This is a genomic window from Paracoccus albicereus (assembly GCF_024359525.1).
GTDB classification, from domain to species: domain Bacteria; phylum Pseudomonadota; class Alphaproteobacteria; order Rhodobacterales; family Rhodobacteraceae; genus Paracoccus; species Paracoccus albicereus.
Genome location: NZ_JAKZEU010000003.1, coordinates 127,883 through 146,491 on the forward strand (window position 1 = coordinate 127,883; position 18,609 = coordinate 146,491).

The window sequence follows — 18,609 nt, forward strand, 5'->3', positions numbered from 1 at the left end:
CATGCCCCACTACACCGCGCCCGTCAGCGACATGCAGTTCCTGCTGCACGACGTCCTCAACATCTCCGCCTCCGGGCTGCCCGGCCACGACGAGCTGGACCGTGACTTCACCGAGGCCGTTCTGGATGCCGCGGGCAAGCTTGCCTCCGAGGTGCTGGCGCCCCTGAACGTGATCGGCGACCAGCAGGGCTGCCGTCTGGAAAACGGCGTCGTCCGCACGCCCGAGGGTTTCGCCGCAGCGTTCGAACAGATGAAGGAAGGCGGCTGGACCGCGCTCGACTGTGACCCCGACTATGGCGGCCAAGGAATGCCCTATGTCATGGGCGTCGCGACGGGCGAGATGTTCGTGTCCGCCAACATGGCCTTCAACATGTATCAGGGCCTGACCCACGGTGCCTATTCCGCAATCCACACCCATGGAACCGAGGACCAGAAGCAGACCTATCTGCCCAAGATGGTCAGCTGCGACTGGACCGGCACGATGAACCTGACCGAACCGCATTGCGGCACCGATCTGGGGCTGTTGCGCACCAAGGCGGAACCTCAGGACGACGGCAGCTACCTGATCACCGGCCAGAAGATCTTCATCTCGGCCGGCGATCACGACATGGCCGAGAACGTCATCCACCTGGTGCTGGCCAAGGCGCCCGGCGGTGGCGAGGGCACCAAGGGGATCAGCCTGTTCATCGTCCCGAAATTCCTGGTGAACGAGGATGGCAGCCTCGGCGACCGCAACGCCGTGTCCGTCGGCGCGCTGGAACACAAGATGGGCATCCACGGCAACTCGACCTGCGTGATGAACTACGACGGTGCGAAGGGCTGGCTGCTGGGCGATCTGCACAAGGGCATGCGCGCGATGTTCACGATGATGAACGAAGCGCGCCTCGGGGTCGGTCTGCAGGGTTACGCGGGCGCCGTGCCCGCCTATCAGAACGCCGTCGCCTACGCCAAGGACCGGCTGCAGGGCCGCGCGGTCACCGGGACGCAATACCCGAACGCTGCAGCCGATCCGCTGATCGTCCATCCCGACATCCGCCGTTCGCTGATGGACCAGAAGAGCTTCCTGGAAGGCGCCCGGATGCTGGCCTTCTGGGGCGCGCACCTGATCGATCAGGCCGATGAAGGCGATGCGGATGCCGAGGGGCTGATTTCGCTCCTGACCCCGGTCATCAAGGGCTTCCTGACCGACAAGGGGTTCGAGACGGCGGTTCTGGCCCAGCAGATTTACGGCGGCCACGGCTATATCGAAGAACACGGCATGTCGCAGTTCGTCCGTGATGCCCGCATCACCATGATCTACGAAGGCGCGAATGGCGTGCAGGCGCTGGACCTGGTGGGCCGCAAGCTCGCCGCGGACGGCGGCAAGCACGTCATGGCCTTCTTCGAGATGGTCAAGAGCTTCTGCAAGGACCACGCCGAGGGCCCGCTGGCCGCCGATTTCATCGCCCCCCTCAAGGCAGCCTCCAAGGACCTGCAGGCGGCCGCGATGTTCTTCATGCAGAACGGGATGAAGAATCCCAACGCCGCACTGTCCGGCAGCTACGACTTCATGCACCTTTTCGGCCACACGGCCCTGGGTCTGATGTGGGCGCGCATGGCGGTCACGGCGCAGAAGATGCTGGATTCCGGCGAAGGCGATGCGGTGTTCCTGAAGACCAAGCTCGCCACCGGGCGCTATTACATGAAGCGACAGCTGCCGATGACGGCGACCCACCTGGCGCGGATCGAGAGCGGGTCCGAGCCGGTGATGGAACTCGAGGCGGAGGCGTTCTGAGGAAAAATGCCTCCGGCGGGGATATTTCCGTGAAGAAGAAGCAGCCCCGGAACGCGCACGGCCATCGGCATCAAGGCGCGAACCGGGAGCCTTCTCCTTCAGCGGTCATCGGCGTCCCCGCCTGTACCGCGATCACGACCCTGAAGCGGAAAGGTTGCGTTCAGGTTGACGCCTCCATTTCTTCTTCATGAAAATATCCCGCGGGGGTCCGGGGGCGCGAAGCCCCCGGTCTTCCCAACAAGGAGAGACCAGACATGACCGCCCAACTCTACTGCTTCGGCGAATCCGGCAATGCCTACAAGGCGGCGCTGACCCTGGAACTGGCTGGCTACGACTGGACGCCGACCTACGTCGACTTCTTCAACGGCGAGGCGCGCAGCCCCGAATTCCGCGCGATCAACGAAATGGGCGAGGTGCCTGTCTTCCGCGAAGGCGACCTGACCCTGACGCAATCGGCCGTGATCCAGCTTCACGTCGCCGAAAAGACCGGAAAGTTTCTCGGCACCGATCGCAACGAGACTTTGCGCTGGCTGATGTTCGACAATCACAAGCTTTCCGCTCAGGCCGGTCCAACGCGGTTCATGATGAACTTCCTGCCCGAGGCAAAGCGCCCCCAAGGCGCGATCGGCTGGCTGCAGGGCCGTCTGAAAGGTGCCTACACCGTCCTGAACGACCATCTGGCCGACCGTGACTGGATCGCGCCGGGCGGCCCGACGCTCGCCGATTTCGCCTGCTGCGGCTACCTGTTCTATCCCGAACCCTTCGGGTTTCGCCGCACTGACTGGGCCCATATCGACCGCTGGCTCGACGGCATTGCCGCCCTGCCCGGCTGGAAACATCCCTACGAACTGATGCCCGGCAACCCTTCGGACCGGGCCGTCAAGGAGGACACATGACCGACGCCTATATCTATGACGCCGCCCGCACGCCGCGCGGCAAGGGTCGCGCCGATGGCTCGCTGCACGAGGTCACCTCGCTCGCGCTGTCCGCGCGCCTGCTGAACGCGATGAAGGACCGCAACGGGCTGGAAGGCCACGCGGTCGAGGACCTGATCTGGGGCAACGTCACCCAGGTCAAGGAACAGGGCGGCTGCCTCGCCCGTTCGGCGGTCCTCGCCTCGGATCTCGACCAGTCGATCCCGGGCCTCTCGATCAACCGCTTCTGCGCCAGCGGGATGGAGGCGGTGAACCTTGCCGCCAACCAGGTCAAGGGCGGTGCGGGCGACGGCTATTTGGCCGGCGGGGTCGAGATGATGGGCCGCGTCGCGATGGGCAGCGACGGCGCCGCCATCGCGGTCGATCCCGGCCTTGCGATGAAGACCTATTTTGTCCCGCAGGGGATTTCCGCCGACATCATCGCGACCGAATACGGCTTCACCCGTGAAGACGCCGACGCCTTGGCGCTGGAAAGCCAGAAGCGTGCGGCGCGGGCCTGGGAGGAGGGTCGTTTCGACAAGTCCATCGTCCCGGTGCTGGACCAGAACGGCCTGACCATCCTCGACCGCGACGAATACATGCGCCCCGGCACCACCGCCGAAGACCTTGCCAAGCTGAAGCCCGCCTTCAAGGACATGGGCGAGGTGATGCCCGGCTTCGACAAGGTGGCGATGCTGAAATACCCCCATCTCGATCACATCGAGCACATCCACCACGCCGGCAATTCCTCGGGCATCGTGGACGGGGCCGCAGCGGTCCTGATCGGCAACGAGGAATTCGGCAAGGCGCACGGCCTGAAGCCCCGCGCCCGCATCCGCGCGACCGCCAAAATCGGCACCGATCCGACGATCATGCTGACCGGCCCGGTCCCGGTGACCGAGAAGATCCTGTCGGACAGCGGCATGTCGATTTCCGACATCGACCTGTTCGAGGTGAACGAGGCCTTCGCCTCGGTCGTGCTGCGCTTCATGCAGGCATTCCAGGTCAGCCCCGACAAGGTCAACGTGAACGGCGGCGCCATCGCGATGGGCCACCCGCTGGGCGCGACCGGTGCGATCATCATCGGCACGCTGCTGGACGAGCTGGAACGGCAGGACAAGAACGTCGGCCTCGCCACGCTCTGCATCGCCTCCGGCATGGGGGCCGCCACGATCATCGAGCGCGTCTGATGGCGATCTTCCGCAAGGACAGCGTGCCGGTGACCGAAGCGGTGTCGGGCTATCCCGCGCCGTGGAACCTCGGGCGCGGCTTTCTCAGCTATCGTCACCTGAGCGAGGCGGGCGGACTGACCCAGTTCGGCGTCGCGCTGGAGACTCTGCATCCCGGCAAGCAGTCGAGCCAGCAGCACTGGGAAGAGCACGAGGATGAATTCCTCTACATGCTGGAAGGCGCGCTGACGGTGGTCGAGGACGATAGCGAAACGGTGATCCATCCCGGCGATTGCTGCTGCTGGAAGGCGGGCGAACCGACAGCCCACACGCTGCGCAACCACACGGACGAACCGGCGGTCTACCTGATCATGGGCAGCCGCCAGCCCCACAACATCTGCCATTATCCGGGCATCGACCTTCTGGCGACGCCCCAGGGCCACACGCATCTCGACGGTACGCCCTACCCGAAACAGGGAGAGATTGAATGACCGATTTCACCATGCAGACAGGCGACGACGGCGTCGCCATCATCACCTGGGACGTGCCAGCGCGTTCGATGAACGTGCTGTCCGAAGACGGGATCCGCGAACTCGATACGCTGATCGATCAGGCGCTGTCTGACGACGCCGTCAAGGGCATCGTCATCACCAGCGGCAAGCCCGATTTCGCCGCCGGGATGGACCTGAACGTCATCGGCTCGATGAAGCAGCGCGGCGGCGCGCAGGCCGTGTTCGATCTGGTGATGCAGCTCCACGGCGTGCTGCGCAAGGTCGAGCGCGCGGGCATGGACCCCAAGACCCTGAAGGGCGGCAAGCCTATCGCGGCGGCCCTGCCCGGCACCGCGCTTGGCATTGGGCTGGAATTGCCGCTGGCCACGCACCGCATCTTCGCGGCCGACAATCCCAAGGCCAAGATCGGCCTGCCGGAAATCATGGTCGGCATCTTCCCCGGCGCCGGAGGCACCACCCGGCTGTCGCGCAAGCTGGGCGCGATGGCGGCGGCGCCCTTCCTGCTGGAAGGCAAGCTCAGCGATCCCAGGAAGGCCAAGGCAGCCGGCCTGATCGACGAGGTGGTCGAAGATCCGATCGCCGCCGCGAAGGACTGGGTGCTGAACGCCACCGACGCGGATCTGGTCAAGCCCTGGGATGCCAAGGGCTACAAGATGCCTGGGGGGGAGCCTTATCATCCGGCGGGCTTCATGACCTTCGTCGGCGCCTCGGCGATGGTTCACGGCAAGACGCAGGGCGTCTACCCGGCGGCCAAGGCGCTCTTGTCCGCGGTCTATGAGGGCGCGCAGGTGCCGTTCGACCAGGCGCTGAAGATCGAGGCGCGATGGTTCACCAACGTGCTGATGAATCCCTCCAGCACCGCGATGATCCGCAGCCTCTTCATCAACAAGGAAGCGCTTGAGAAAGGCGCGAACCGGCCCGAGGCGCCGGACCAGAAGGTGCGCAAGGTCGGCATCCTCGGCGCCGGCATGATGGGCGCGGGCATCGCCTATGTCTCTGCCATGGCCGGGATCGAGGTCGTGCTGATCGACGCGGCCCAAGCCAGCGCCGACAAGGGAAAGGCCTATTCCGAAGGGCTTCTCGACAAGGCCATCTCCCGCAAGAAATCGACCGAGGAGAAGAAGGCAGAGGTCCTTTCCCGCATCACCGCCACCACCGACTACGCCGCGCTGGACGGCTGCGATCTGATCGTCGAAGCGGTGTTCGAGGACCCGAAGGTCAAGGCTGAGGTCACGCAAAAGGCCGAGGCCGTGATCCCGCAGGACGCCATCTTCGCCACCAACACCTCGACCCTGCCCATCGGCGATCTGGCCAAGGCTTCGTCGCGGCCCGATCAGTTCATCGGCATCCACTTCTTCAGTCCGGTGGACAAGATGCTGTTGGTCGAGATCATCAAGGGCGCCAAGACCGGCCCCCGCGCCGTCGCCAAGGCGCTGGATTTCGTCCGCCAGATCCGCAAGACCCCGATCGTGGTCAACGACGCACGCTTCTTCTACGCCAACCGCTGCATCATCCCCTACATCAACGAAGGCATCCGCATGGTGGCCGAGGGTGTGAACCCGACGCTGATCGAGAACGCGGCCAAGATGATGGGCATGCCGCTGGGACCGCTGCAACTGGTAGATGAAACCTCGATCGATCTGGGCGTGAAGATCGCCAAGGCCACGCGCGCGGCGATGGGCGACGCCTATCCCGACGGGGCAGTGGACGACGTGCTGTTCTGGATGGCCGACGAAAGCCGCCTGGGCAAGAAGGCCAATGCGGGCTTCTACGACTACGATGACAAGGGAAAGCGGCAGGGCCTGTGGTCCGGCCTCGACGCGAAGTTCCCGCGGTCCGAGGATCAGCCCGACCTGACCGACGTCCAGCACCGTCTGATGTTCGCCCAGTCGCTGGAAGCCGTCCGTGCGCTGGAAGATGGCGTGCTGGAGGATATCCGCGAAGGCGATGTCGGTGCGATCCTGGGCTGGGGCTTCGCGCCGTGGTCTGGCGGGCCGTTCTCGTGGCTCGACATGATGGGCGCGGGGTGCGCGGTCGAGATCTGTGACCGCCTAACCGCCGAACACGGCGAGCGCTTCAAGGCGCCCGATCTGCTGCGCGAAATGGCGTCCGCAGACCAGACGTTCTACGACCGGTTCGGGCGCGACCGCGCGGCCGCCTGACCTGCACACAGCTTGCGCCAGCAGACGCGAAGGCCCGGCTATCCATGCCGGGCCTTTTCTTCATCCAAACTATGCCGATGCCTGAACTTTCCGCGCGCGAGGTCGTTGATCCGCCGATGCTTTCGCCTAAGGTGACACCGATCCGGCGAGACCTGCCAAGACCGCAATCGGAAGGACCGCGCATGACCACCGAAACGCAACGCCGCGCCGAGGCTGCGCTGAAGGATATCGAGGAAGCGACGGCGATCGTCCTGCCCGAACCGCAGGCTGATGTGACCCCCCTGGATCAGGCGGCACCCCCGGTCGCCGATGAGATCCGCAAGCGCATGAATGAAATCGACACGAACGACACCGGCTCGGTCGTGAATTTCGGCAGCCGCGCGCAGGCCGGACTGCAGGAAATCAGCCAGAAGATGCTGGCCGACGTGAAGAACAAGGATGTGGGACCCGCGGGCGAAAGCCTGCGCGACATCGTCACGACGATTCGCGGATTTTCGGTCAGCGAACTCGACATGCGGCGCGATCGGTCATGGTGGGAAAAACTTCTGGGTCGCAGCGCGCCCTTCGCGAAATTCGTTGCGAACTACGAACAGGTCCAGACCCAGATCGACAACATCACCGGCGATCTGGAACGCCACGAACAGCGTCTGCTGGTCGATATCAAATCGCTCGACGTGCTCTACGAACGCACGCTGAACTTCTATGACGAACTCGCGCTGTATATCGCGGCCGGTGAGGAAAAGCTGCGCGAGCTCGACTCGACCACGATCCCCGCGAAAGAGGCCGAGCTGAAGGCCACTGCTTCCGAAGGCCAGGTCATGGAAGCGCAGGAACTGCGTGACCTGCGCACGATGCGCGACGATCTGGAACGCCGCGTCCACGATCTGAAGCTGACTCGTCAGGTGACGATGCAGTCGCTGCCGTCGATCCGGCTGGTGCAGGAAAACGACAAGAGCCTAGTAACCAAGATTAATTCGACCCTCGTGAACACGGTGCCGCTGTGGGAAACCCAGCTGGCACAGGCGGTCACGATCCGGCGCAGCGCCGAAGCCGCAGCCGCGGTCAAGGGCGCGACAGACCTGACGAACGAACTGCTGACCCGCAACGCGGAGAACCTGCGTACCGCCAACAGCGCCATCCGGTCCGAGATGGAGCGTGGCGTCTTCGACATCGAAACGGTTCGCACTGCCAATGCCGAGTTGATCGCGACGATCGAAGATTCGCTGCGCATCGCCGACGAAGGCAAGGCGCGCCGCAACGCCGCCGAACAGGAATTGCAGCGGATGGAGGGCGATCTGCGCGACACGCTCGCCAGCGCGCGCGCCCGTGGCACCGCAACGCAAAAGCCGATCGCGTCGTCCTGATGATTTGCGCAGGCTGGCTCAGGATCGCCGGAACGGCGTCGCTTGCATGTGCCCTCGCGGCCTGTGCGCCGGAACCAGAGGCATCGTCGGATGTCTCGGCTGAAAGCCCCGTGGTCTCTGCGGTCGAACCCGACTCGCGCCCGACGCAGGCCGAACTGCGCCAGGCACGCGCCGAGGCGGCACGGGCTGCCAATCGTGCAGCCGACGGCGCTTCGACCGCCGCCAGCGACAACATCGCTGTCTTCCTACGCGGGGCTGAATCCGACCTGATCCGCCGCGGCAAGCTGCGGACCGAAATCGCCCCGGACGACGTGCCCTTCACTGCTGACAGCCTCGCGCGAGATTTTCTCGCCGTGGCCCTTCGCGACGAATATGGCAGCGACGGGACCGGCGGCCCCGCGCCCCTTCGCCGCTGGTCGGCCCCCGTTCGCATCCAGCCGGTGTTCGGCGAGGCATCCGGGACGGCCACTCGCGCCCGCGACCGCGCCGCGCTGGCTGACTATGCCGCGCGGCTGCAATCGGCCAGTGGGCACCCGGTGGGCCTGACCGCCAGCGGCGGAAATTTCCTGGTCCTGATCCTGACCGAGGATGAGCGCCGCACCATCGGCCCGCGCCTGGCCGAGCTTTTGCCCGGCATTCCCCCCGGCGACATCACCCGCCTGCAGGGCCTCGCGCCCGGCAATTACTGCACCGTCTTCGCCTATTCGCGCGGTGGCGATGCTGTCTATTCCAATGCCGTCGCCCTGATCCGGGACGAACTTCCACCCCGCCTGCGCGCCTCGTGCATCCAAGAGGAGCTGGCCCAGGGCATGGGTCTCGCCAATGACAGCTACGAATCCCGCCCCTCGATCTTCAACGATGATGAGGAATTCGCGCTGCTGACGCGCCACGACGAACTGCTTTTGCAGATGCTCTACGATCCGCGCCTGCGTCCCGGCATGGCCGAGGCCGAGGCGGCCCCCATCGTCCGCCAGATCGCGGCCGAACTGGTCCCGGCGGCCAACTGACGACATCAACCGGAGGACGACATGGCCATTCTCGACTTCCTCTCTGGCGAATTCATCGACGTCATCGAATGGACGGCCGACGACCGCGACACGATGGTCTGGCGCTATGAGACGCGCGGAAACGCGATCAAGTACGGCGCCAAGCTGACCGTGCGCGAGGGTCAGGCCGCGGTCTTCATCCATGAAGGCCAGTTGGCCGACGTCTTCGGCCCCGGCCTCTATCTGCTCGAAACCAACAACCTGCCGATCCTGACGCGGCTCCAGCACTGGGACCACGGCTTCCGCTCTCCGTTCAAGTCGGAAATCTATTTCGTCTCGACCACCCGCTTCAACGATTTGAAATGGGGCACGAAGAACCCGATCATCGCGCGCGACCCCGAATTCGGCCCAGTCCGGATCCGCGCCTTCGGCACCTATTCGATGCGCGTGACCGACCCCGCCCGCTTCATGGCGGAAATTGTCGGCACCGATGGCGACTTCACCCGTGACGAGATCAGCTTCCAGCTGCGCAACGTGATCGTGCAGGAATTTTCGCGCATGATCGCGGGCAGCGGCATCCGGGTCCTCGACATGGCGGCCAACACCGAACAGCTGGGCCAGATGGTCGCCAAGGCCATCGCCCCCACGATCGCCGCCTACGGCCTGACCATCCCGGAATTCTACATCGAGAACATCAGCCTGCCCGACGCGGTCGAGGCTATGCTGGACAAGCGCACCAGCATGGGCATCGTCGGCGACCTGAACCGCTTCGGCCAGTATGCGCAAGCCGAAGCGATGTTGAACGCCGCCCAGAACGACGGCGGCGCGGGCGCGGGCTTCGGCGCGGCGATGGGTGCCGCGATGGGCATGAACGCCCGCCCCGCGCAGGTCGCTGGGCCATGGGGGGCTGCGCCCCAACCCGCCCCATCGAACGCCCTGCCCCCACCCCTGCCCGGTCGGGCGGTCGAAACCGTCTGGCACATCGCCAATGGCGGCAGCCCCGAAGGCCCCTATGGACGCGGCCATCTGGGCCGGCTTGCATCCGAGGGCAAGTTCACCCGCGACACGCTGGTCTGGACGCCGGGTCAGGACGGCTGGCAATCGGCTGACGACGTGCCCGAACTCGCCCAACTCTTCACCATGTTGCCGCCCCCGGTCCCCGCCAGACCGAAAAGCGACTAAGCCGCGGCGATGCCGACGCCGCGCTCTGAATACCGGTACCCGTGCGAGAATTGCGGCGCCTCGCTGCGCTTCCAGCCCGGCCAGACCACCTTGGTCTGCGACTATTGCGGTCATGAACAGCGCATCGGCGACGGGCCGTCCCGCGCCCCCGCACGCCAGCCGACCGGAGGGACGGAGGCAGAGGCGCTGATCCTGCGCGATCCCTCGACCGGTCGCGCGCTGCAATGGGACGCCAGCCACAAGGCGCCTTCGCTTGACGAAATTCCGCTGGAGAAAGGGCTGCGCCTCGACGCGGGCAGCGACCTCGCCCAGACCAGCCGCGAACTCGCCTGCCCCAATTGCGGCGCGCGGATCGAGGTCGACCAGACCCGGCACGCCACCACCTGCCCGTTCTGCGCCACGCCTGTCGTCACCGACACGGGCGAGACGCGCCGGATCAAGCCGCAGGGTCTGCTTCCCTTCGTCCTGACCGAGACCGAGGCAAAGGCCGCGCTTGACGAGTGGCTGGGCAGTCTGTGGTTCGCGCCTTCGGGCCTGACCGCCTATGCCCGCAGGGGCCGTCGCATGGCAGGGGTCTATTCGCCCTTCTGGACCTTCGATGCCTCCACCCGTTCTGCTTATTCGGGCCAGCGCGGCGACGCCTATTATCAGACCGTCTACACCACCCAGACGATCAATGGCCGCAGCCAGCGCGTGGCCCAGCAGGTCCGTCGCCTCCGGTGGCGCCCTGCCTCGGGTCAGGTGGCGCGTGACTTCAACGATGTGCTCGTTCTGGCCTCGTCGTCCTTGCCGCGTCGCTTCACCGACGGGCTGACGCCGTGGGACCTGTCGCACCTCGTTCCCTACCGCCCCGACTATCTCGCGGGCTTCCTGGCCGAGGGCTACACGATCCCGCTGGCCGACGGCCATTCCATCGCCCGGCAGGAAATGGCGGGCGTGATCGCCGTCGATGTCCGCCGCGCGATCGGCGGCGACGAACAGCGCATCGCCAGCATCGACACCCGACACGATGCCGAAACCTTCAAGCATATCCTGCTGCCGATCTGGTCGGCGGCCTACAAGTACAACGGCCAAAGCTATCGCTTCATCGTCAACGGCCAGTCCGGCCGCGTGCAGGGCGAGCGTCCTTATTCGGTCTGGAAGATCGCCCTGGCGGTGCTGCTGGCGATCCTGCTGGCGACCGCGGCAGTCTGGCTGGCGAACGAAACGGGTTATCTGCGGCTTGACGCAGGTGGCGGGCTGGACGCGATCCAGCGCGCGCCGGGTGGCGGCTACGTCATCCAGGGATATTAGCGCCGCATGGATCAGATGGACCAGCGCCCTCCCCGAATCCGGACATGGTCAGCCCTGATCGTGCTCATGGCCAAGATGGCGCTGGTCGTCGTCGCCGGTGCTGCCATAGTCGGGGCGGTCGCGTTTGGGATCGCCTGTCTGCTGATCACGCAGGCGGCGGGTCAGGCGCGGGGCGGCGAAATGCTGTTCATCGGGTTCGTGACCCTCGCCGGGTGGTTGGTCGGTGCCTGCCTGGGGCTGGTCCTGGCCGTCCGCCTGTTCTGGCGTCGCCGCGCCCGCGCGTCCGAAGGGGAAGGCTCTGGCCGGATCTGACGCTTCGGGCCGCAGCGACGCGGACGGTCGCCGACCCCCTACCCCTCCCCTCTGTCACCCGCTAACATCCCGCCGCAAATGGGGGGCGTCACATGATCCTGTGCACGGGCGAATCGCTGATCGACATGGTGCCGGATGGGTCGGGTCATTTCCGGCCGCTGTCGGGTGGCGCGGTCTATAACACCACCGTCGCACTCGGGCGGCTCGGTCAGACGACCGGATATTTCTGGCCGATCAGCCGCGATCTTTTCGGCGAGCAGCTGCTGCGCCCGCTGGCCGAAGCGGGGGTCGAAACCGGCCTTTGCCCGCGCACCGACCGGCTGACCACGCTGGCCTTCGTCACCCTGACCGGGGGCGAGGCACGCTACAGCTTTTACGACGAAGGCTCTGCCGGCCGGATGCTGGCGCTCGAAGACGTTCCACCGCTGCCCGACAGCGTATCGGCGTTGTTCGCGGGCGGCATAAGTCTTGTTCCCGATCCCTGCGGCGCGGCGGTTGAAGCGCTTATCGCGCGCGAACACGATCGCCTGCCGGTGATGCTGGACCCCAACATCCGCCCCTTTTTCATCCAGGATGCGGATGCCTACCGCGCCCGCCTGAACCGGCTGATCCCGATGGCCGACATCGTGAAACTGTCCGGCGATGATCTGGAATGGCTCTATCCCGACGACAAGCCAGAGGACGCGGCCCGTCGCGTCCTCGATCTGGGACCGACGATCGTGCTGCAGACCGGCGGTGCATCCGGCGCACGCGCGCTGTGGTCGGGCGAGACGGTCAGCGCTCCCGCCATCCGGGTCGAGGTCGCAGACACGATCGGCGCGGGCGACACGTTCAACGCGGGGGTCCTCGCCAGCCTGAACGAGCAGAAGGTGCTGTCGAAAGCTGGCCTCGCCGGCATCACGCCCGGCCAGCTTCGTGACGCGCTGACGCTCGGCGCGCGCGCCGCAGCGATCACCGTCTCGCGCCACGGCGCGAACCCACCCTGGGCGCACGAACTGGGCTGACATCAGCGCGCAACACCCTGACCTGCGCCTAAATCCCTCATCCGTCAGGAAAATATCCCCGCCGGAGGCATCCCGGCGCAGCCGGGAACGCTTAACGCTTCCTGAACCGCACGTTCGCAGCCTGTGTACAGGTTGTGTACAGCCTGTGTACGCGCGGTGTACGCCTTGTGACTCTCGAAACCCAGCAAATGCTGGCCGAAGACGCATCGTTCCGCGACGCCGTTGCGCAACGCAGGCGAACGGTGCGATCCACCAGATCGCAACGCGAAATTAACCCTTTGTTCAGAAAGTCAGAGCGCCTCGAAGGCCGCCTTCTGCCGGTCGGTCCAGCGCAGATGCAGACGCTGCCCGTTCTCGCGCGGTTCTTCCCGGCGCACGACGCCCGCCTGATGCAGCCATGCGCGTCTCCTTCCATCCGAAAATGGCAGGTCCACCACGTCATCGCGTCGCGGTTCGTCCAGGATCTCGGCCAGCCGCGCATCGACCGACGCGATCAGCGTCTCAACCCCCTCGCCGGTCAGCGCGCTGACCGCCTCGACATCCTCGTGGCGGGCATCCGCGCGGATCAGCGCATCATGAGCCTCGGGCGACAAGGCGTCGATCTTGTTCCAGACCTCGATCGTCGGCGTATCCTCGGCCACGCCCAATCCTTCAAGGATTTCAGCGACATCCTCCGCCTGCTCCTCGGTCTCGGGATGGCTGATGTCGCGCACGTGCAAGATCAGGTCGGCCTCCAGAACCTCTTCCAGCGTGGCTCGAAAGGCCGCGACCAATTCGGTCGGCAGGTCGCTGATGAAGCCCACGGTGTCGGACAGGATGATCTGCCGTCCCTGATCCTTCCGTCCCGCTCCGGGCAGGCGGATAGCCCGCATCGTCGGATCGAGCGTCGCAAACAGCATGTCCTTGGCCTCGACCTCGGCGCCGGTCAGCCGGTTGAACAGCGTCGATTTTCCGGCGTTCGTATAGCCCACCAGCGCGACGATCGGATAGGGCACCTTGGCCCGCGCGGCCCGGTGCAGCCCACGGGTGCGCACGACCTTCTCGAGCTGCCGGCGCAACCGCGTCATCTGCTCGTCAATCGCGCGCCGGTCCGCTTCGATCTGCGTCTCACCCGGTCCACCGACGAAGCCCAGGCCGCCGCGCTGCCGCTCAAGGTGCGTCCACGCGCGAACCAACCGCGTGCGCTGATAAGCCAGCGCAGCCAGTTCCACCTGCAGCACGCCTTCACGCGTGCGGGCGCGATCGGCAAAGATTTCAAGGATCAATCCGGTCCGATCCAGAAGCTTGACCGACCATTCCTTTTCAAGGTTGCGCTGCTGAACGGGACTGACCGGCCCGTCGATCAGCACCAGATCGACCTCTTCCTCGGCCAGTCGCACGCCGATCTCGGCCAGCTTGCCCTTGCCGAACAGCTTGCCCGGATGCGGCGCGCGCAGCTTGACGACCTCGGCGCCGGTGATCTCCAGCCCCGGCAGGGCATGAGCCAACGCCACCGCTTCGGCCAAAGCCAGATCGGGCTCGCGTCGCTGGCCGCGCGCGCCGCCGATGTCAGGATGGATCACATGGGCGCGGGTCGGCCTTGCCTCGGTCGAGGTGGGTTCGGCCAATCAGTCCTCGCCTTCGTACAGATTGATCGGCTGGCCCGGCATGATGGTCGAGATCGCGTGCTTGTAGACCAACTGAGATTGTCCGTCACGGCGCAGCAAGACGCAGAAGTTGTCGAACCACGTGATGACGCCCTGCAGCTTGACGCCGTTGATCAGGAAGATCGTGACCGGTACCTTGGCCTTGCGGACGTGATTGAGAAAGGCGTCCTGAAGGTTCTGCTTGTCACCAGCCATTGTCGTTCCCGTGTTGTTATCAGGCCTGTATGATTGAATATTTAGGTCACGGCAAACGTCCATGCAAGCGCCCCGCCGACCTGTGACCGGAATGCGACTCGGGGTTTGGATCGCGCGCGACCTGACCGAAAGAACAGGTAGTTCCGCAGACATAAACTTGTATTGAATGCGCTATTGACGGCTCTTGCGTTTATCGGCCGCCAAATCTGCGTGTGGTGTAACCAGTTCTTTGAACCAGTTCTGTGTCGGAAAGTTTGTGAAATGGGAATGAATATCAAGTTCGCGCTCGTCGGCGCGGTGATGGCGGTGGCGGGTTCGCTGGGTGCGGCACAGGCCGCGACGATCGATCTGGTCAACCAGGGCAGCACGGTCTGGGGTTCGAAGAACCTTTACCAGGATGGCGTGAAGATCACGAAAGGCGGCTCTTCGACGAACGTGCTCGCCGGCCTGTTCATGCTGAAGGACAAGGTCTCTGGCACCAAGTTCGAAACCTTCTGCATCGATGTCTACAATACCCTCGGCACCCCGCCGGGAAAATATGACACGACCCAGACGAGCTGGTTCTCGACCAAGGCGACCGAGGCGGTCCAGAAACTCTACAACACCGCTTACGCGTCGGTCTCGACCGCCGTTCAAGCCGCCGGCTTCCAGCTGGCGCTGTGGGAAATCGTGACCGAGGATACCAGCAAGAACGGCTTCGACCTGTCCAAGGGCTTTTTCAGCGCCACGGCAAGTTCCGCCGTCATGAACCAAGCCAAGAGCTACCTGTCGGGTCTGACCGGCAAGCAGACCGGCAGCTACGACCTGACCTTCTTCAAGTCGACCAGCACGCCGAAAGGCCAGGACCTGCTGTCGGCGACGCCGTCGGCCGTTCCGGTTCCGGCCAGCGTTCTGCTGCTCGCCGGCGGCCTTGCAGGGCTGGGTGGGATTGCCCGCCGGAAGGCCAAGAAAGCCTGAGCGGCCTGCAACTTCGATGAACTGACGCGGGCACCCTGGCGGGTGCCCGTTCTCTTTTGTGCTCAGCGTCGCCAGAATTCCGGCGTGAACAGCGCAAGGATCGCCAGCGTTTCCAGCCGCCCCACCACCATCGCACCCGCCAGGATCGACTTGGTGAAGGTGGACAGGCCCGACCAGCCCTCCCACGGGGCAGAAGCGATCCCGGCCGTACCCTCGAACGAGGGTGTCAGGGGAATGGTCCCCGCCAGCGGTCCGGTATTGGTCAGCGCGGCGATGGACAGGATCGTCGCCGTCTCGATCTCGATCCGCTGGATCGAGACCAGCGCGATCACCGCCGCGATCGACATCGCGAACAGCATGAAGAAGATGAAGGCCAGATAGGCGCCCTCACGCCGGATGCGCCGCGCCATACGCCCACCGCCCGCGATGGATCGAGGATGGATGATCCGCTCCAGCTCGCGTTCACCGTTCCGCGCCAAGGCATAGACCCTGAGCAGCTTCACCCCGCCCGCAGTCGTCGCTACGCCGCCGCCGAAGATGGCAAGGCCTGCAAGGATCAGGCCCGGCGCAGTCAGACCGGACCAGTTGCGCGCGCCCTGCCATTCGACGCTGTTCCAGCCGGTGGTTGTCAAATAGCTGAGTCCGTTGAAAAGCCCGCCCCAAGCCGCCCCCGCTGCTCGGGCCAGCTCCGCGAGGATGCCTTCGCGGGCCTGCCGCGTCACCTCGATGTAGCTGATGAAGTGCCGCGCGAAGAGCACCAGCGCCACCAGTCCGACCACCGCCGCCGCCAGCCGCAGTTCGGGATCGTCACGCATGCGTTCCGTCGCCCGCAGCTCGCCACCGCCCGGCCAGAACCTGCGGGACAGGGCTGGCACCAGAAACAGAAACACCGCCATCTCACCCAAGACGCCAGAGCTTTCGCCGGACACCGACACGGGCGAGATCCCCGAGGTGGCCAGTGTGCCCATCGCCCGACACAGCGCCAGAAGCGAGCTGTCACCCAGCAGCAGCAACACCACCCACAGGGCCACCGTCAGCCCGACATAGATCGGGGTGACCGCTTGAAACGCTCGGATGACGCGATTGACCGGATCGGCCAGTTCCGTGTGAAACTGCGGATGCGACATGTGGTTCGGGGTGACATACGGGTCCGCGGTTTCGGGCAGCCGCTCGAACCGCTCGTTCCGGCCGTAGGGCGACGTCAGGATCTCGAACCCGCCCACGCGCAGCGGCGCCATGATCGAGATGGCGGCCACTAGGATGAACAATCCACCCATCCATCCCACGGTGGCGCGCCACAGATGCAGCGGTGCGGGGATCAGGTCGGGCGCGTAAAGCGACGCCCCTGTCGTGGTGATCGACGACACCATTTCCCACCAGGCGTTGAACAGGCCGGTATCGGGAAGGCTTTCGGCGAATGGCACCGCCAGCATGACCGGCAGCAAAGCCATCGCGCCCACCAGCGTCAGCAGCAGCGAACGCGCTTGCGACTCGGTGGGACGGGAAGCGCTTGCCAGCGCAATCATTGCGTTGAGGATCAGGAACAGCGTGCCGGAATAGAAGAAATTGCGCGCGATCTCTTCCTCGTCGATGGCCGAGGCGTAGGCGGCAGGCAGCATCATTGCCAAGGCGCCGACCCCGATCAGGATCACGAACAGCGGCAGACGGATGAGAATCCTGGTCATGGTCGCCTCAGAAGAAGTCGATCGAGACCTGCAGCAGCCTCTCGACTTCGGGCACGTCCTTGGCGAGGGCGAATATCAGCACGATGTCGCCCTCGTCGATACGCATCTGCGGCTGCGGCTTCAGCACATCCTGGCCCTTCTTGACCGCGCCGATCAGCACGCCTTCCGGGAAATCGATGTCGCGCACAGCACGGCCCGAGATCGGCGAGGTGGACAGAACCTGTGCCTCGATCACCTCTGCCTCGGCGTCGCCGATGGAATAGATGTCGCGCACCCTGCCGTGGCGGATGTGGCGCAGGATGGTCGACACGGTCGTGGCGCGCGGGTTGATGTAGGCGTCGATGTCCAGCGCCCCCATCAGCGGGACCAGCGTCGGGTCGTTGATCAGCGTGATGACCATCCCCGCGCCCGCCTGTTTGGCACGGACCGAGGCGAGGATGTTGGTCTTGTCGTCGTCGGTGATCGCCAGCACGGCATCGGCACGCGGCACCGCGGCCTCTTCCAGCAATTCGGCGGACAATCCGTCGCCGTTCAGGACAATGGTCCGTTCCAGCGAGTCGGCGGCCTGTTCTGCCCGTCCGCGGTCACGCTCGATGATCTTGGCGCGGATGCGGTCGGGCCTCGCCTCAAGCTCTCGGGCCACGGCAAGGCCCACATTGCCTGCCCCGATGATGACCACCCGTTCCTGCTTTTCGGCTGGCTTGCCGAACACCTCCAGCGTGCGCCCTGCATCGCTGGCACGGGTGAAGACATAGATCTGGTCGCCCGCGAAAAGCTGGTCACCGGCCTCGGGCGCGAACAGGCGCCCCTCGCGGCGCACGCCCGCGACGATGGCGCTGAGGCTGGAAAAGATTTCGTTCAGCTGGCGCAAGGGGGTGTTCAGCGCCGGACAATCGTCTTCCAGCAGGATGCCCAGCAGATGGATCTCGCCGTTCAGGAATGTCTCGGCATCGAAGGTCGAGGGCGCTGCCAGACGCTGCAGCGCAGCCTTTGCGACCTCGCGCTCGGGGCTGATGACAACGTCGATCGGCAGGTGATCGGTGCGGTAGAGGTCCGAATAGATCGCGTCGAGATAGGCCGAAGATCGCAGCCGCGCGATCTTGCGCGGGATCTGGAACACCGAATGCGCGACCTGGCAGGTGACCATGTTCACCTCGTCCGAATGGGTCGCGGCGATGATCAGGTCGGCGTCGCGCGCACCCGCCCGGTCCAGCACGTCGGGATGGCTCGCGAAACCGGTGATGCCTTGGACGTCCAGCGCCTCGGTCGCACGGCGGACTAGTTCGCCGCTGGTATCGATCACGGTGACGTCGTTCTGTTCGCCTGACAGGTGCCGCGCGATCTGCCAGCCGACCTGACCCGCGCCGCAGATGATGATCTTCATGCGAATCCCCGATCGCGACCGTCTGCACGAGGATTAGGCGAGCGGCGGCCCAAGGGCAACGCTGGCACCC

At 65.2% G+C, this 18,609-nt stretch carries 16 protein-coding genes; 12 read left to right on the forward strand and 4 right to left on the reverse strand.

What is annotated here, in order from left to right; genetic code table 11:
- Window position 1 precedes the first annotated feature (1 nt).
- The 11 genes from MLD63_RS09435 to MLD63_RS09485 all read left to right on the forward strand — a co-directional run bounded on the left by MLD63_RS09435 (window position 2) and on the right by MLD63_RS09485 (window position 12,672).
- On the forward strand, window positions 2–1,774 hold the full coding sequence (locus MLD63_RS09435) for an acyl-CoA dehydrogenase C-terminal domain-containing protein (RefSeq protein WP_255329660.1): 1,773 nt from the start codon (window positions 2–4) through the stop codon (window positions 1,772–1,774).
- Window positions 1,775–2,028: 254 nt separating this feature from the next.
- The gene (locus MLD63_RS09440; RefSeq protein ID WP_255329661.1) at window positions 2,029–2,670 is read left to right on the forward strand and encodes a glutathione S-transferase family protein; all 642 of its coding nucleotides are present in this window, start codon (window positions 2,029–2,031) and stop codon (window positions 2,668–2,670) included.
- A complete protein-coding gene (locus tag MLD63_RS09445) occupies window positions 2,667–3,878 on the forward strand; it encodes an acetyl-CoA C-acetyltransferase (protein ID WP_255329662.1) in 1,212 nt (403 codons plus the stop codon). Before MLD63_RS09440 ends, MLD63_RS09445 begins: the two co-directional genes overlap by 4 nt.
- Window positions 3,878–4,348, forward strand: a complete 471-nt coding sequence (locus MLD63_RS09450) for a cupin domain-containing protein (RefSeq protein ID WP_255329663.1) — start codon at window positions 3,878–3,880, stop codon at window positions 4,346–4,348. Before MLD63_RS09445 ends, MLD63_RS09450 begins: the two co-directional genes overlap by 1 nt.
- Entirely contained in the window at window positions 4,345–6,531 is a 2,187-nt protein-coding gene (locus MLD63_RS09455) for a 3-hydroxyacyl-CoA dehydrogenase NAD-binding domain-containing protein (RefSeq protein ID WP_255329664.1), read from the forward strand. Before MLD63_RS09450 ends, MLD63_RS09455 begins: the two co-directional genes overlap by 4 nt.
- A gap of 182 nt (window positions 6,532–6,713) precedes the next feature.
- The gene (locus tag MLD63_RS09460; RefSeq protein ID WP_255329665.1) at window positions 6,714–7,895 is read left to right on the forward strand and encodes a toxic anion resistance protein; all 1,182 of its coding nucleotides are present in this window, start codon (window positions 6,714–6,716) and stop codon (window positions 7,893–7,895) included.
- Window positions 7,895–8,902, forward strand: a complete 1,008-nt coding sequence (locus MLD63_RS09465; protein WP_255329666.1) for a DUF2927 domain-containing protein — start codon at window positions 7,895–7,897, stop codon at window positions 8,900–8,902. The genes MLD63_RS09460 and MLD63_RS09465 overlap by 1 nt, the downstream gene beginning before the upstream one ends.
- A gap of 21 nt (window positions 8,903–8,923) precedes the next feature.
- Window positions 8,924–10,063 carry an SPFH domain-containing protein gene (locus MLD63_RS09470; protein ID WP_255329667.1) on the forward strand — a complete coding sequence of 380 codons (1,140 nt, stop codon included), beginning with the start codon at window positions 8,924–8,926 and terminating at the stop codon, window positions 10,061–10,063.
- 9 nt (window positions 10,064–10,072) lie between these two features.
- Window positions 10,073–11,356, forward strand: coding sequence for a TFIIB-type zinc ribbon-containing protein (locus tag MLD63_RS09475; RefSeq protein WP_255329668.1), 1,284 nt, complete (start codon window positions 10,073–10,075; stop codon window positions 11,354–11,356).
- A 66-nt stretch (window positions 11,357–11,422) separates the two neighbouring features.
- Complete coding sequence (locus MLD63_RS09480; protein ID WP_255329669.1) at window positions 11,423–11,668, forward strand: hypothetical protein; 246 nt, start codon at window positions 11,423–11,425, stop codon at window positions 11,666–11,668.
- A gap of 92 nt (window positions 11,669–11,760) precedes the next feature.
- Window positions 11,761–12,672, forward strand: a complete 912-nt coding sequence (locus tag MLD63_RS09485; RefSeq protein ID WP_255329670.1) for a carbohydrate kinase family protein — start codon at window positions 11,761–11,763, stop codon at window positions 12,670–12,672.
- Window positions 12,673–12,962: 290 nt separating this feature from the next.
- Here the strand turns inward: MLD63_RS09485 and hflX are convergent, their stop codons facing one another.
- Complete coding sequence (gene hflX, locus MLD63_RS09490) at window positions 12,963–14,279, reverse strand: GTPase HflX (RefSeq protein ID WP_255329671.1); 1,317 nt, start codon at window positions 14,277–14,279, stop codon at window positions 12,963–12,965.
- Window positions 14,280–14,513: an RNA chaperone Hfq gene (gene hfq / locus MLD63_RS09495; RefSeq protein ID WP_090739774.1), complete on the reverse strand. Its 234-nt coding sequence runs from the start codon at window positions 14,511–14,513 to the stop codon at window positions 14,280–14,282.
- 267 nt (window positions 14,514–14,780) lie between these two features.
- On the opposite strand from hfq, the gene MLD63_RS09500 reads away from it, so the two are divergent.
- The gene (locus MLD63_RS09500; RefSeq protein WP_255329672.1) at window positions 14,781–15,470 is read left to right on the forward strand and encodes a VPLPA-CTERM sorting domain-containing protein; all 690 of its coding nucleotides are present in this window, start codon (window positions 14,781–14,783) and stop codon (window positions 15,468–15,470) included.
- Between the two features lie 62 nt (window positions 15,471–15,532).
- Here MLD63_RS09500 and MLD63_RS09505 read toward each other — a convergent pair whose 3' ends face one another.
- Window positions 15,533–17,155, reverse strand: coding sequence for a potassium transporter TrkG (locus MLD63_RS09505; RefSeq protein ID WP_255329673.1), 1,623 nt, complete (start codon window positions 17,153–17,155; stop codon window positions 15,533–15,535).
- 7 nt (window positions 17,156–17,162) lie between these two features.
- A complete protein-coding gene (gene trkA, locus MLD63_RS09510) occupies window positions 17,163–18,539 on the reverse strand; it encodes a Trk system potassium transporter TrkA (RefSeq protein WP_255329674.1) in 1,377 nt (458 codons plus the stop codon).
- Window positions 18,540–18,609: the final 70 nt, after the last annotated feature.